Source organism: Streptomyces yangpuensis (genome assembly GCF_024666385.1).
Taxonomy (GTDB): Bacteria; Actinomycetota; Actinomycetes; order Streptomycetales; family Streptomycetaceae; genus Streptomyces; species Streptomyces yangpuensis.
In genome coordinates, this window is sequence record NZ_CP102514.1 from 4,181,804 (window position 1) to 4,194,775 (window position 12,972).

Genomic DNA, 12,972 nt, shown 5'->3' on the forward strand with positions numbered 1-12,972 from the left:
CGGTTACCATCATGGGCGATTTGCGGGGTCTGGGGGCGTATCTGTGAGGAGTGTGCACGGTTTTGCCCCCTTTGGTATTTGAACGGGTTCGGCGTGCCGTCGGTTCCGGGATTGCGTGCCGATGTCGCGTGACCCCGGTCACTTTGGTCGGACAAAGCGGACACAATCTTTGTGCACGCGTTCACAAAGGCATAGCCTGCTGTCGACGGGGCGGTCCTGGGACAAGAGGCCGCCTGCAGCCCCGCTCATCCCGCAGGAGCATCGTGGCAACTGGCCGAACTCACCGACCGGCGACCCGCAGCCGAGGTATTCCCGAGGCCACTGTCGCCCGGCTTCCGCTGTACTTGCGTGCCCTGACCGCGCTCTCCGAGCGATCGGTCCCCACGGTGTCCTCCGAGGAACTCGCGGCCGCGGCCGGAGTCAACTCCGCCAAGTTGCGCAAGGACTTCTCCTACCTCGGCTCCTACGGCACCCGCGGTGTCGGCTACGACGTCGAGTACCTCGTCTACCAGATCTCCCGTGAGCTCGGCCTGACCCAGGACTGGCCGGTAGTGATCGTCGGCATCGGTAACCTCGGCGCCGCCCTCGCCAACTACGGCGGCTTCTCCGCCCGCGGGTTCCGCGTGGCCGCGCTGATCGACGCCGACCCGGCGATGGCCGGCAAGCCGGTCGCCGGCATGGCCGTCCAGCACACCGACGACCTCGAAAAGATCATCGAGGAGAACGGCGTCTCGATCGGCGTCATCGCGACGCCCGCCGGCGCCGCCCAGCAGGTCAGCGAGCGGCTGATCGCGGCCGGGGTCACCTCCATCCTGAACTTCGCGCCGACCGTGCTGTCCGTGCCCGACGGCGTGGACGTGCGCAAGGTCGACCTCTCCATCGAGCTCCAGATCCTCGCCTTCCACGAGCAGCGCAAGGCCGGCGAGGAGGCCGCCGCTGCCGCCACCGAGCCCGGCTCCGCCGTGGGCGGCGCCGCCCCCGCCGCGGCCGTCGTGCCGCCGGCCGGACGCACCACCGCCGAAGCGCGCAAGGGCGGCCCCGAGGGTGATGTCCCGGCGGTGATGCCGGCATGAGCCTGCTCGTCGTCGGGCTGAGCCACCGCAGCGCACCGGTGAGCGTGCTGGAGCGCGCCTCGCTGTCGGCCGACACCAAGGTCAAGCTGCTGCACGACACCCTCGCCGCCGAACCGGCGACGGAGGCGACCGTGCTCGCCACGTGCAACCGCATCGAGCTGTACGCGGACGTGGACAAGTTCCACGCCGGCGTCGCCGAGCTGTCCACGCTGCTCGCCCAGCACAGTGGAGTCGCGCTGGAGGAGCTCACCCCGTACCTGTACGTGCACTACGAGGACCGGGCGGTGCACCACCTGTTCTCGGTGGCGTGCGGGCTGGACTCCATGGTCGTCGGCGAGGGGCAGATCCTCGGCCAGATCAAGGACGCCCTCGCGCTGGGCCAGGAACAGCACTCCGCCGGCCGGCTGATCAACGACCTGTTCCAGCAGGCGCTGCGGGTCGGCAAGCGGGCGCACTCCGAGACCGGCATCGACCGCGCCGGCCAGTCGCTGGTGACCTTCGGGCTGGAGCAGCTCGCGGTGCACACGCCCGTCGCCGAGTGGGCGTCCGGCAAGCGGGCCCTCGTCATCGGCGCCGGATCGATGTCCTCGCTGGCCGCGGCCACCCTCGCGCGGGTCGGCATCGCCGAGATCGCCGTGGCGAACCGGACCGCCGAGCGGGCGGAACGACTGGCGGAGATTCTGGTTGCCTCAGGCACGGGAGTGCGGGCCTCGGCCATCCCGATGGCCGAGGTCGCCGATGAGCTGACACGAGTCGACGTGGTCGTGTCCTGCACCGGAGCCACCGGGCTGGTGCTGACCGCCGACGACGTGCTCGCCGCCGTGTCCTGGGGCTCCGCACCGGACCCCGCGCCCCAAAAGCCGGCGGGGCTGGATGTGGCCCCCGTCGCCGGTTCGGCGGCGGGGCTGGATTCGGCCGGGCCGGATGTGGCCGGGCTGGACGCCGATGTGCTCGCCCGGCTGGTCGCCGCCGCCGAGGCCGGCGCGCGGCTGGCCGATGCCGGCGCCGTGCGGACCATCACCGCCCCCGAGGCCGACGGCTGCCCCGTCGGGCCCGACGGGCGCTCCGCGCTGACCGGCGTCGACGCCAGCTCCCTCGAACTGCACGGGACCTGGGCCGACCAGGGCGAGGCCGCCGCACAGCGACAGCCCCGCCGCAGCGCCCGTACGCAGGCCCACGCCACCGACGTACGGCTCGCGCTGCTCGACCTGGCCATGCCCAGGGACATCGACGCCGCCGTGCACCGGATCCCCGGCGTCCGGCTGGTGGACATCGAATCCCTCGCCGAGGCGTCCGCCGACGCCCCGATGGCGGCCGACGTCGACGCCGTACGCGGGATCGTCGCCCAGGAGGTCGCCGCCTTCGGCGCGGCCCAGCGGGCCGCCCACATCACGCCCACCGTCGTCGCCCTGCGCGCCATGGCGGCCGAGGTCGTGGCCATGGAAGTGGCCCGCCTCGACGGGCGGCTCCCCGACCTCGACGAGCGACAGCGCGCCGAAGTCACCCAGACCGTACGCCGCGTCGTGGACAAACTCCTCCACGCGCCGACCGTGCGCGTCAAGCAGCTCGCGAGCGAGCCCGGCGGCGCCGGGTACGCCGACGCACTGCGCGAACTCTTCGACCTCGACCCTCAGACGGTTGCTTCCGTCAGCCGGGCGGACGCGGCCGATCCGAAGAACGACGACGACCCAGGACGGGCATCATGAACACACGTCCCGACCAGCCGCTGCGGCTCGGTACGCGGCGGAGCAAGCTGGCCATGTCCCAGTCGGGGCACGTCGCCGACGCGGTCCGGGCGCTCACCGGCCGGCCCGTCGAACTCGTGGAGATCACGACGTACGGCGACGTCTCGCGCGAGCACCTCGCCCAGATCGGCGGGACCGGTGTGTTCGTCACCGCCCTGCGCGACGCACTGCTGCGCGGCGAGGTCGACTTCGCCGTGCACTCGCTGAAGGACCTGCCGACCACGCAGCCCGACGACCTCGTCATCGCGGCCATGCCGCAGCGCGAGGACGCCCGCGACGCGCTCGTCGCCCGCGACGGCCTGACCTTCGAGCAGCTGCCCGACGGCGCCCGCATCGGCACCGGCTCGCCCCGCCGCACCGCCCAGCTCAACCACCTCGCGCGCTCGCTCGGCAAGCGGATCGAGACGGTGCCCATCCGCGGCAACGTCGACACCCGCATCGGATTCGTGCGCGACGGCGAGCTCGACGCCGTCGTCCTCGCGGCCGCCGGCCTGAACCGGATCGGCCGCGGCGACGAGGCCACCGAACTGCTGTCCGTCGACAGCATCCTCCCCGCCCCCGGCCAGGGAGCCCTGGCCGTGGAGTGCCCCGCGTCCTCCACGGACCTCATCGCCGTGCTCAGCAGGCTCGACGACCCGCACACCCGGGCCGCCGTGACCGCGGAGCGTTCTCTGCTCGCCGCCCTGGAGGCCGGCTGCAGCGCACCCGTGGGCGCGTTCGCCGACCTGCTGGCCGACGGACGGATTGTCAATGAAATGCGCCTGCGCGGCGTCGTCGGAACCCTCGACGGCACGACGCTGGTGCAGCTGTCCACCACCGGTCCCGTGCCCCAGTCGTACGACGACGCCATGGCGCTCGGCCGCGAACTCGCGGACGAGATGCTGGCCAAGGGCGCGGCCGGTCTGATGGGGGAGCGATCGCTTTGAACCCCTCAAGTCCGACCACCTCCGCCTTCCCGGCCGTCGCCGCCCACGGACGCGTCACCTTCCTCGGCGCAGGCCCGGGCGACCCGGGTCTGCTGACGCTGCGCGCCGTCGAGGCGCTCGCCGCCGCGGACGTACTGATCGCGGAGCCCGAGGTGCTCGAGGTCGTACGGACGCATGCGCGCGCGGGTGTCGACACGCCGCAGCTGACGGTAGCTGACGAGTTGTCAGCAGCCGCCGGGGTCCCGGTGATCCGGGATGCGGCCAATCTTGTCATGGAGGCCGCACGCTCCGGCAGGCGGGTCGTGCGTGCCGTCACGGGCGACCCCGGACTCGACGGCAACGCCGCCGACGAGATGCTCGCGTGCGCGACCGCAGGGATCCCCTTCGAGGTCGTGCCCGGCGTCGCGACCGCCGTCGGCGTGCCCGCGTACGCCGGTGTCCCGCTGCGCGACAAGCAGGGCGCGGACGTGCGGTTCGTCGACGCGAAGACCGCGTCGGCGCGCTGCTGGAGCGAGGCCGGGACGAGCGACGGGATCCTCGTCGTCTCCGCGACGCTGGAGACCGCCTCGGCCGCCGCCGCCGAGCTGGTGAGCGCCGGGCGCAAGCCCGACACCCCGCTGACGGTGACGGTCTCCGGTACGACCACGCGCCAGCGGACCTGGTCTGCGACCCTGGGCACGATCGCCCAGGTGTTCAAGCAGGGCAAGGTCCTGCCCTCGCCCGAGGGCTCCCGCCCCGTCATATGCGTGGTCGGCGAGCACGGCGCCGCCGCGCGCCGCGAGGACCTGTCCTGGTTCGAGTCGAAGCCGCTGTTCGGCTGGCGGGTCCTCGTACCGCGGACGAAGGAGCAGGCCGCTTCGCTCTCCGACCAGCTGCGTTCCTACGGCGCGGTGCCGCACGAGGTGCCGACGATCGCCGTGGAGCCGCCGCGCACCCCGCAGCAGATGGAGCGCGCGGTCAAGGGCCTGGTGACGGGCCGCTACGAGTGGATCGCCTTCACCTCGGTCAACGCCGTCAAGGCCGTCCGCGAGAAGTTCGAGGAGTACGGGCTCGACGCGCGCGCCTTCGCGGGCATCAAGGTCGCCGCGGTGGGCGAGCAGACCGCGGCCTCGCTGGTGGAGTTCGGCGTGAAGCCGGACCTCGTGCCGAGCGGCGAGCAGTCCGCGGCCGGGCTGCTGGAGGACTGGCCGCCGTACGACCCGGTCTTCGACCCGATCGACCGCGTCTTCCTGCCGCGCGCCGACATCGCGACGGAGACGCTGGTCGCCGGGCTGATCGAGCTCGGGTGGGAGGTCGACGACGTCACCGCCTACCGGACCGTGCGCGCGTCGCCGCCGCCGGCGGACACGCGCGAGGCGATCAAGGGCGGCGGCTTCGACGCCGTTCTCTTCACGTCGTCCTCGACCGTCCGCAACCTGGTCGGCATCGCGGGCAAGCCGCACAACGTGACGGTCATCGCCTGTATCGGGCCGGCGACGGCCAAGACCGCCGAGGAACACGGCCTGCGGGTCGACGTCCTGTCTCCGGAGCCGTCGGTGTCGAAGCTGGCGGAGGCCCTCGCCGAGTACGGCGCGGCGCGCCGCGAGGCGGCCAAGGCGGCCGGCGAGACGGTGTTCCGGCCGAGCGAACGCCGCCCGGGCGCACGTCGTCGCCGTACGACGTGAGTGACTCGGGTGTGAGTGGCTTAGCCGGCCGGACAGGTCTGACGGAACGGGTAAGGGGCCCGGGTGCGGAGCGATTCCGCGCCCGGGCCCCTCGCGCGTAATCCCGTTGTGCGGCGGGCCGCTGTCCGGAAAGGATCACCGCCGGACGGAACGGGGACACGGGGGAGCGGAATGGCGGACGGGGACGCGCAACTGGTGGCGGCGGTTCGGGCAGGGAACCTCCGGGAGGTCGACGCCCTGCTGTGGCGCGGGGGTAATCCCGACGCGGCTGACGAGGACGGCCTGCCGGTGCTGTGCACGGCGGTGGCCGCAGGCGAAGAGGAGATCGCCGAGGCCCTGCTGCGCGCCGGAGCCGATCCCGACGCGGTGGGCGCGGACGGCGCGCCCGTGCTGTGGACAATGGTGGCCGCGTTCGCCCACAGGCCCGTCGCAGCCCTCGTAACGGCAGGGGCCGACCCCCACCAGGTACTGCCGGACGGAACGACCCCGCTGCTGCGGGCCGTCGAGGGCGGCTCCCCGGCCACGGTCACGGCGCTGCTGTGGGGGCAGTACCTCCCGGCGCCGGAACTGCCCCTGGCGCGGCCGGTGCGCGAGCGGCTGCTCGCCGCGGCCCGCCACTGGTACGAGACGGGCGCGGAGGCGGAACTGCGCCGCCGCACCGGCGCCACCGGCCCGGCGAAGACCTCGACCGTCCACGACGACTGGCACGAGGTCGAGCAGATCACGCTCGGCGGGCGGACCGTCCGCGCCGGACACGGCGCCGTCCTGACCACCCTGGAGGCGGCCTTCGGCGTCCCGACCCCGCTGACGGAACTGGTGGCCCGCGCCGTCCGGCACCCCGACCCCGGCCACGTGGACTGGCACGAGTCCAGCAGCCGGCTGGGCAGACGCTCCGACGAGGAAGCCCGGGAACTGGTGACGTCCCTGCGGCACCATCCGTCCGCGGACCATCGGCGCTTCGCCGCCGACGTGCTGGGGTCCCGGCAGTACTTCCTGAAGGGCACGGCGTACCCGCATCACGCGGAAGACCGCGACTTCCTCGCCGCCTGGGCGGAGACGGAGACGGACGCCGTGGTCCTCGCCGAGGTGCTCCGGGCCCTCACCGAGCACGCCGAGGAACACCCCCGGCTGGAGGCCATCGGCCTCCGGCACGCCGGCCACCCCGATCCGCTGGTGCGCCGGATGGTGTCCGGCTGCCTCTGGTGGCCCGACCGGCACCTGACGGTCGAGGCCGCTGCTGCGCTACGGGCCCTGACACACGATGCGGATGCCGAGGTGCGCCTCCAAGCCGCGCTGATCCTGGTCGGGGACGAACGCCAAGACCTGGACGGACCCCGGGCTGTCGTACGGGACCTGGTCCGCGACCCGCACAGCCCGCTGCGCGGGGGAGCCGCCGAGGCCCTGGCCGAGTCCGACGACCGCACGGCCGACGCCACGGAGCTGCTGCTGTCTCTCCTGGACACCGACGACCGCATCCTGCGCCTGGTCGGAGCCTACGGCCTGGCCCGGCGGGACGACCCTCGCACCCCGGAGGCGTACGCGCGGGTGGAGGAGCTCGGCCCGATCCACCGGCCCGACCACCGGGCGAACGCGCTCGAAGACTGGCGCGGACGCAATGAGGCGTTGCCCCACGCAGGGAATGGAAACGGGAACGGGAACGGGAACGGATGACGGAGCGGGACGCCGCACTGGCGGCGGCGGTACGGGCGGCCGATGCCGAGCGGGTACGCGACCTGCTCGACGCGGGCGCCTGCCCCGACTCGGCGGCGGAGGACGGACTGCCGGTGCTGTGCGGGGCGGTGGAGACGTACGCGTACGGGGTCGCCGAGCTTTTGGTGGAGGCAGGCGCGGACCCGGACCGGCGACTGCCGGACGGCACGACGCCGCTCCTGCGGGCGATCGAGGGCGGCTCCCCGGCGGTGTTCGAAGCCGTCCTCGGCAGCGAGCCACGGCTACGGCTCGCCCCGGAGCGGCGCGAGGAACTGCTGGAGGTGGCCCGCGGCTGGTACGAGGAGGGCGGGGCGGGCAGGCTCCGCCGCCTGACGAGGGATCCCGGCCCGGTCCGTGCGCAGGCCGTCCGAGAGGGCGAGAGCAACACCCTCACCGAGTACAGCCTGGGCGGGCGGCGTGTGCGCGATGGTCACGGCGGGATCCTGACCGGCCTGGAATGGGCCTTCCGGATCCTGACGCCGCCCGCGGAACTGGTCGCCCGGGCGGTACGGCACGGCGACCCCGAGCACGCCGACTGGTGGGCGTCCGAGTGGACCCTGACGGTGCGGCGCAGCGCCGAGACCTGGGCCGAGACGGTGGCCTTCCACCGGCACCCCGATCCGCTGCCGCGGCTCTTCGTCCTCGACGTGCTCGGCATGCACGCCCTGACGGACGGCCTCACGCAGCACGCCGCCTGGTACGAGCGGGAACGACTGCAGCTGCTGGGCACCTGGGTGGAGGTGGAGGACGACCCCGTCGTCCTGCCCCGCCTGCTGCGGGCGCTGGCCGACGAGGACTTTCCCGGGGCCGAGGCCGAGGCCGTCGGGCTGCGCCACGCCGGGCACGCCGACGCGCGCGTCCGCCGCGAGGTGCCGGGCCTGTTCGACCGGCCCCTGACCCCGCGGGCGGCCGGAGCCGTACGCAACCTGTGCCGGGACCCGGACGCCGGGGTGCGGGCGGCTGCCGTCGAGGTCCTGGCCCGGGAGGGGATGCCGGCGGAGGGCCGGCCGCTGCTCCTGGCGCTGCTCGACGACGCCGAGGCGCAGGTGGCACGCCGCGCCGCCTACGCCACCGCGTGGAGCGCGGACCCGTCACCGGAGATCACCGAGGCCCTCGTACGGCTCCTCGATGCCGAGGACCAGGACGTCCGGCTCAGCGCCGCCTACGGCCTGGCCCTGCGCGACGACCCGCGCACGGTGGGGGCGTACACGCGCGTGGGCCGGCTCGACCGCCCGGAGTTCGAGCACGACCCGCGGGCGGACGGCCTGTGGCGCTGGAAGCTCAGGAACGCACCCAGCGGGTGAGCCCGGCCCAGGCGGCGGGGGCGAGAGTGAGGACGGGCCCGTCGGTGACCTTGGAGTCCCGGACGTGGACTTGTGCGGCGGGGCAGGCGCAGCCGCAGGCGGCGACCTCGACGCACTGACCGCCTTCGTCACCGCTGTAGGAGGACTTCCGCCAGGCGACGGCGGCCTCCAGGCACTGGCCACCCTCGCTGCCGCTGTAGCTGGACTTGAACCACTTCAGTGGGGTGCTCATGTCTCTCCTGCCAGCCGGTCCAACAGGTCCTTGGTCTCTGCCAAGTTGAGGGCCTGTGACCGCAGCATCGCATACTTCTGGGAGAGGATGCTGACCTCGTTCGGGTCCCTGACGAGGAAGCTGCCGCGCTGGGTTTCCGAGTAGGCGAGGTGCTGGAACTCGGGTGTTTCCAGGAGGGTGAAGGCGCCGTTGAGGCCCGCGTGGGCGGTGAGCCCGAGGGGCAGCACCTGGATGGAGATGGCCGGGCGGTCGGCGCAGGCGCGCAGGTGCCGGAGCTGCTCCCGGTGGACCTCGTCCCCGCCGATCCGGTCCCGCAGGGCCGCCTCCCAGATCACGAAGCTGAGGGTGGGCGGGACGGCGCGGTGCAGGATCTGCTGGCGCTTCATCCGGTGCGCGGTCTGCAGCTCTATCTTCTCCTCCCCGACGAAGGGGACGCGGCAGCCGAGGACCGCACGGGCGTGGGCCTCGGTCTGGAGCAGCCCCGGGACGGTCAGCGTGTCGAACCAGGACAGCGCCAGGGCCTCCGCCTCCCGCTCCATGTACTCCTCGGCCCAGGCCGGGACCATGTCCACCTCCGGGAGGCGGTTCGCCACGACGGACAGGAGGCCGGGCAGGCCGAGGGCGCGGTCCATCTTCTCGGCGACGTTCGGCATCAGGACCCGTCGGCCCTGTTCGATCGAGGCGATGGTCTCGACGTCCATGTGCAGGGTCTCCGCGAAGGCGCGCTGGGTCAGTCCTGCGGCGATGCGGGCGGCGGCGACCAGGGCGCCGACCATCTTCATGGCGGTCTCGTTGGGCCGCGGCCTCTTGCGTACTGGCATGTCCGTTGAACTCCCCGCCTCGGCGCGCGAGATACCCGTACCAACCCGTACTCCTGAAGGAGTACGGGTTGCTCGTCTCCTCCACGCTAGTCACGCAGGGCGACGATCGGCGCGTGAATGTGGAAATCCAACCGGCCCTCCTGCGCGAGCGGTTCTATCCCCGCAGTCGCCAAACCGTGCGTCCGGCCAGGGAGTTCGCGGCAGAAACATTGCACGCGTGGGGTGTGACATGCCGCCACGACGACGTGTTGCTCTGCGTGAGCGAGCTGGCGACCAACGCCCTGATGCACGGCGTCCCGCCCGGCCGCGGCTACCGGCTGCGGATGCTGCGGTTCGAGGGGACCGTACGGGTCGAGGTGCACGACAGCGGCGGCGGCGGTCGGCCGCGCGTCGCGGACCGGGACCCGGGGGCCGAGGGCGGTCGCGGGTTGCTGCTGGTGGCGGCGGCCGCGGACCGGTGGGGGACCGTGCCGCGCGTGCCGGGCAAGGTGGTGTGGTGCGAGTTCGCCGTCTAGGCGGTCGGGGAGGTCGGGGAGGGAGGTGAGGGAGGTGAGGGCAGGGCGGTCGGCGCGGGCGGGCCGCCGGCCGGGCTCTAGGCTGGTTGGGACTGCTGTCGATGCTCGAAGAGGCGACTGGAACATGAGCGCGTACGGATCCTTCCCCGGTTCGCGGCCCCGCCGGCTGCGCACCACCCCGGCGATGCGGCGGATGGTCGCCGAGAACCGGCTGCACCCCTCGGACCTGATCCTCCCGGCCTTCGTGCGCGAGGGCATCAGCGAGCCCCTCGCCATCTCGGCGATGCCGGGCGTGGTCCAGCACACCCGGGACACCCTGCGGAAGGCGGCCGTGGAGGCGGTCGAGGCGGGCGTCGCGGGCATCATGCTCTTCGGCGTCCCGGCCGACGAGAACAAGGACGCGCTGGGTACGGCCGGCACCGAGCCGGACGGCATCCTGCAGGTCGCCATCCGCGACGTGAAGGCCGAGGTCGGCGACGACCTGGTGATCATGTCGGACCTGTGCCTCGACGAGTACACCGACCACGGCCACTGCGGCGTCCTCGACGAGCACGGCCGCGTCGACAACGACGCGACGCTGGAGCGCTACGCCGAGATGGCGCAGGTCCAGGCGGACGCGGGCGTCCACGTGGTCGGCCCGAGCGGAATGATGGACGGGCAGGTCGGCGTCATCCGCGACGCCCTCGACGAGACCGGGCACGAGGACGTCTCGATCCTCGCCTACACGGCGAAGTACTCCTCCGCCTTCTACGGCCCCTTCCGCGAGGCCGTCGCCTCCTCCCTCCAGGGCGACCGCAAGACGTACCAGCAGGACCCGGCGAACGCCCGCGAGTCGCTGCGGGAGCTGGCCCTCGACCTGGAGGAGGGCGCCGACATGGTGATGGTCAAGCCGGCCGGCCCCTACCTCGACATCCTGTACCGGGTCGCGGAGGCCGTGGACGTACCGGTGGCGGCGTACCAGATCAGCGGCGAGTTCGCGATGATCGAGGCGGCCGCGGAGAAGGGCTGGATCGAGCGGGACCGGGCCATCCTGGAGACCCTCCTCGGCATCAAGCGCGCGGGCGCGGACACGATCCTCACCTACTGGGCGACCGAGGTCGCGGGCTGGCTGCGCGAGGCCCGCTGACGCTCCTTTCGTCCTACGGCCAGTCGACGAGGCCGTGGAAGACGATGAAGTCGAAGACGACGGCGGCCGGGGCGATCACGGCCAGCCACACCCTGGCGGCGGCATTGCCCCGCCGCCAGGGCAGCGCCCACGCGGAGAGCAGCACGACCAGGACCACCACCAGGCCGAACCCGAAGACGGGAAAGGCGAGGTTGTAGGAGTCGTCGAACCGGTCGCTCACCGCACCCCCGCAGGAGTCGCAGGCCATCGGAGCCAGCCCGACGAAGAAGAACGCGACGGCCGCCATCGGCAGCGTCAGCAGGGTCGAGACGAGCGGCGCGACGAACGCGCGCGGGTGCCGGTCGGTGCGGGTGTCCGGGGTCGTGGTCGGGGCCGGGGCCGTGGTCGGGTTCATGCCTCCAGTGAACTCCGCGACAGAGCAGCGGAGATGAGTGCGCGTACTCAGGTGCGTGGCGCGGAGGTCTGTGAACCTCATGGGCATACGTGCGCACTTGGCACGTCTTACCGAGAGGTTCTGTATGCAGGCTGAACACCTGTCCGTTGCCGACCAGGCGTCCTGGGAAGGGGCGATCCGGCACCTGTACGAGGACGCGACCACGTTCAGTGCGACCGGTCCGCGCGCGCACGAGGACTGGCGGGCAGACGTGCTCGCCGTCATGGCGCGCGCCGTCCCCGACCCGCGCGGCTGGGCGGGGCTCGACGACACCGCGAACGAGCGCTCTCAGGAGCACCCGGACTTCCCGTTCTGCCATCCGTCCGTCAGGAACGATCCGTCCCGCCCGCTCACCCCGGCCGACGTCGGGGAACGGTTGTACGAGATCGACCGTGCGAGTGCCGAAAACCTCCTCCTTGCGCTCACCGACGACGGCTGCACCCTGGGGAACCTCAGAAGGTTCACAGAGAGCTTCGACGAGCTGCAGAACATGGCCCGCACCATCCTCGCCCGCTACGGGGACAGGTTCACCTGCTACACCAACGTCACGGTCGGCGCGCGCAAGGACGACACGCTGGACTTTGGGGCGTCCCACTGGGGTTACACCCCGATGACCTTCTACTGGGAGGACGCCGGCCTGGTCGTCGTCTCCGACACAGAGGTCGGGTTGTTCTGGACCTTCGCCTGCTGAGCCGAGAGGAGGAATCCATGCAGACACGATCCACCGATGCCGCCACCTGGGAAGCTGCACTGCTGCGGCTTCTGGAGGAGGTCTTCACCCTGGCCAGGAGCGGCCCCCGGTTGCACGAGGACTGGGCCGAGGACGTCTGCGCCGTTATGGAGCGGTCGGTCGCCGACCCACGGGGCTGGGCCGGCCGCGAATCGGATGCGTTCGACGTGGGTTGGGAGAGCGGCTATCCCTTCTATCCGTTCCGTGCGCTGACTGCCGAGGACCTGCACGCCGGGCTCCGGCCGATCACGGCCGGAGCCGCCGTCGAGCTGCTCGCCTCGCTCGCGCAGGAGTGGTTCTTCGAGAGCAACCCGGTCCGGTTGAGGGAGGACCGCGACGAGGTACTCGCGGACGCCCGGATCGTGCTGGACCGCTTCGGCCCGGACGCGGCGTTCTGGACCTCTTCCCGCCTCGCCCGTACTAGCGACGCGCCCGACTTCCTGGCACAGGACCTCAGAAGCGGCCACCCCTTCACCGACTACATGATGGACCTCGGCCTGATCGCGGCGTCCGCCGACGAGGTCGGTGTCTTCTGGTCGTTCAACGCGCTGTGAGCGCGGGGCGGTGAATCGGCCGCAACGCGCTCCTCGACGACCGCGTCTGCCTCTCATCTGAGCTGACATGGGTAGACCGGGCGGGCGGAAGGCTGATTCATCGGCCGGTTCGGAAGGCGCGGGCGAGCCGGCCGGAAGC

13 protein-coding genes are annotated in these 12,972 nt (G+C 72.4%); 10 read left to right on the plus strand and 3 right to left on the minus strand.

The window, feature by feature from the left end; translation table 11 throughout:
- Positions 1–263 precede the first annotated feature (263 nt).
- The 6 genes from NRK68_RS19125 to NRK68_RS19150 all read left to right on the plus strand — a co-directional run bounded on the left by NRK68_RS19125 (position 264) and on the right by NRK68_RS19150 (position 8,422).
- Positions 264–1,073, plus strand: a complete 810-nt coding sequence (locus NRK68_RS19125; RefSeq protein WP_046779396.1) for a redox-sensing transcriptional repressor Rex — start codon at positions 264–266, stop codon at positions 1,071–1,073.
- The gene (locus NRK68_RS19130) at positions 1,070–2,779 is read left to right on the plus strand and encodes a glutamyl-tRNA reductase (protein ID WP_257856298.1); all 1,710 of its coding nucleotides are present in this window, start codon (positions 1,070–1,072) and stop codon (positions 2,777–2,779) included. The genes NRK68_RS19125 and NRK68_RS19130 overlap by 4 nt, the downstream gene beginning before the upstream one ends.
- A complete protein-coding gene (gene hemC / locus NRK68_RS19135; RefSeq protein ID WP_183067081.1) occupies positions 2,776–3,744 on the plus strand; it encodes a hydroxymethylbilane synthase in 969 nt (322 codons plus the stop codon). The genes NRK68_RS19130 and hemC overlap by 4 nt, the downstream gene beginning before the upstream one ends.
- Complete coding sequence (locus tag NRK68_RS19140; protein ID WP_183067080.1) at positions 3,741–5,408, plus strand: bifunctional uroporphyrinogen-III C-methyltransferase/uroporphyrinogen-III synthase; 1,668 nt, start codon at positions 3,741–3,743, stop codon at positions 5,406–5,408. Before hemC ends, NRK68_RS19140 begins: the two co-directional genes overlap by 4 nt.
- A gap of 171 nt (positions 5,409–5,579) precedes the next feature.
- Entirely contained in the window at positions 5,580–7,079 is a 1,500-nt protein-coding gene (locus NRK68_RS19145) for a HEAT repeat domain-containing protein (protein ID WP_257856299.1), read from the plus strand.
- Positions 7,076–8,422, plus strand: coding sequence for a HEAT repeat domain-containing protein (locus NRK68_RS19150; RefSeq protein ID WP_257856300.1), 1,347 nt, complete (start codon positions 7,076–7,078; stop codon positions 8,420–8,422). Before NRK68_RS19145 ends, NRK68_RS19150 begins: the two co-directional genes overlap by 4 nt.
- Here the strand turns inward: NRK68_RS19150 and NRK68_RS19155 are convergent.
- Positions 8,400–8,654 (minus strand): DUF397 domain-containing protein, encoded by a 255-nt coding sequence (locus NRK68_RS19155; protein ID WP_183067077.1) that lies wholly within the window; start codon positions 8,652–8,654, stop codon positions 8,400–8,402. The genes NRK68_RS19150 and NRK68_RS19155 overlap by 23 nt on opposite strands.
- The gene (locus NRK68_RS19160; RefSeq protein ID WP_257856301.1) at positions 8,651–9,475 is read right to left on the minus strand and encodes a helix-turn-helix domain-containing protein; all 825 of its coding nucleotides are present in this window, start codon (positions 9,473–9,475) and stop codon (positions 8,651–8,653) included. The genes NRK68_RS19155 and NRK68_RS19160 overlap by 4 nt, the downstream gene beginning before the upstream one ends.
- A gap of 176 nt (positions 9,476–9,651) precedes the next feature.
- Between NRK68_RS19160 and NRK68_RS19165 the strand changes: the two genes are divergently transcribed.
- Entirely contained in the window at positions 9,652–9,990 is a 339-nt protein-coding gene (locus tag NRK68_RS19165; RefSeq protein ID WP_308296340.1) for an ATP-binding protein, read from the plus strand.
- A 124-nt stretch (positions 9,991–10,114) separates the two neighbouring features.
- Positions 10,115–11,116 carry a porphobilinogen synthase gene (gene hemB, locus NRK68_RS19170; RefSeq protein WP_037918676.1) on the plus strand — a complete coding sequence of 334 codons (1,002 nt, stop codon included), beginning with the start codon at positions 10,115–10,117 and terminating at the stop codon, positions 11,114–11,116.
- A gap of 13 nt (positions 11,117–11,129) precedes the next feature.
- Here the strand turns inward: hemB and NRK68_RS19175 are convergent, their stop codons facing one another.
- Positions 11,130–11,510, minus strand: a complete 381-nt coding sequence (locus NRK68_RS19175) for a hypothetical protein (protein ID WP_183067075.1) — start codon at positions 11,508–11,510, stop codon at positions 11,130–11,132.
- 124 nt (positions 11,511–11,634) lie between these two features.
- Between NRK68_RS19175 and NRK68_RS19180 the strand changes: the two genes are divergently transcribed.
- The gene (locus NRK68_RS19180) at positions 11,635–12,240 is read left to right on the plus strand and encodes a hypothetical protein (RefSeq protein WP_183067074.1); all 606 of its coding nucleotides are present in this window, start codon (positions 11,635–11,637) and stop codon (positions 12,238–12,240) included.
- Positions 12,241–12,257: 17 nt separating this feature from the next.
- Entirely contained in the window at positions 12,258–12,833 is a 576-nt protein-coding gene (locus tag NRK68_RS19185) for a hypothetical protein (protein ID WP_183067073.1), read from the plus strand.
- The last annotated feature ends 139 nt before the right edge of the window (positions 12,834–12,972 follow it).

Coding starts and splice junctions, on each gene's coding strand:
- NRK68_RS19175 (WP_183067075.1), bottom strand. CDS start 11,510: ATGAACCCGACCACGGCCCCGGCCCCGACCACGACCCCGGACACCCGC.
- NRK68_RS19185 (WP_183067073.1), top strand. CDS start 12,258: ATGCAGACACGATCCACCGATGCCGCCACCTGGGAAGCTGCACTGCTG.
- hemC (WP_183067081.1), top strand. CDS start 2,776: ATGAACACACGTCCCGACCAGCCGCTGCGGCTCGGTACGCGGCGGAGC.
- NRK68_RS19130 (WP_257856298.1), top strand. CDS start 1,070: ATGAGCCTGCTCGTCGTCGGGCTGAGCCACCGCAGCGCACCGGTGAGC.
- NRK68_RS19145 (WP_257856299.1), top strand. CDS start 5,580: ATGGCGGACGGGGACGCGCAACTGGTGGCGGCGGTTCGGGCAGGGAAC.
- hemB (WP_037918676.1), top strand. CDS start 10,115: ATGAGCGCGTACGGATCCTTCCCCGGTTCGCGGCCCCGCCGGCTGCGC.
- NRK68_RS19150 (WP_257856300.1), top strand. CDS start 7,076: ATGACGGAGCGGGACGCCGCACTGGCGGCGGCGGTACGGGCGGCCGAT.
- NRK68_RS19160 (WP_257856301.1), bottom strand. CDS start 9,475: ATGCCAGTACGCAAGAGGCCGCGGCCCAACGAGACCGCCATGAAGATG.
- NRK68_RS19180 (WP_183067074.1), top strand. CDS start 11,635: ATGCAGGCTGAACACCTGTCCGTTGCCGACCAGGCGTCCTGGGAAGGG.
- NRK68_RS19155 (WP_183067077.1), bottom strand. CDS start 8,654: ATGAGCACCCCACTGAAGTGGTTCAAGTCCAGCTACAGCGGCAGCGAG.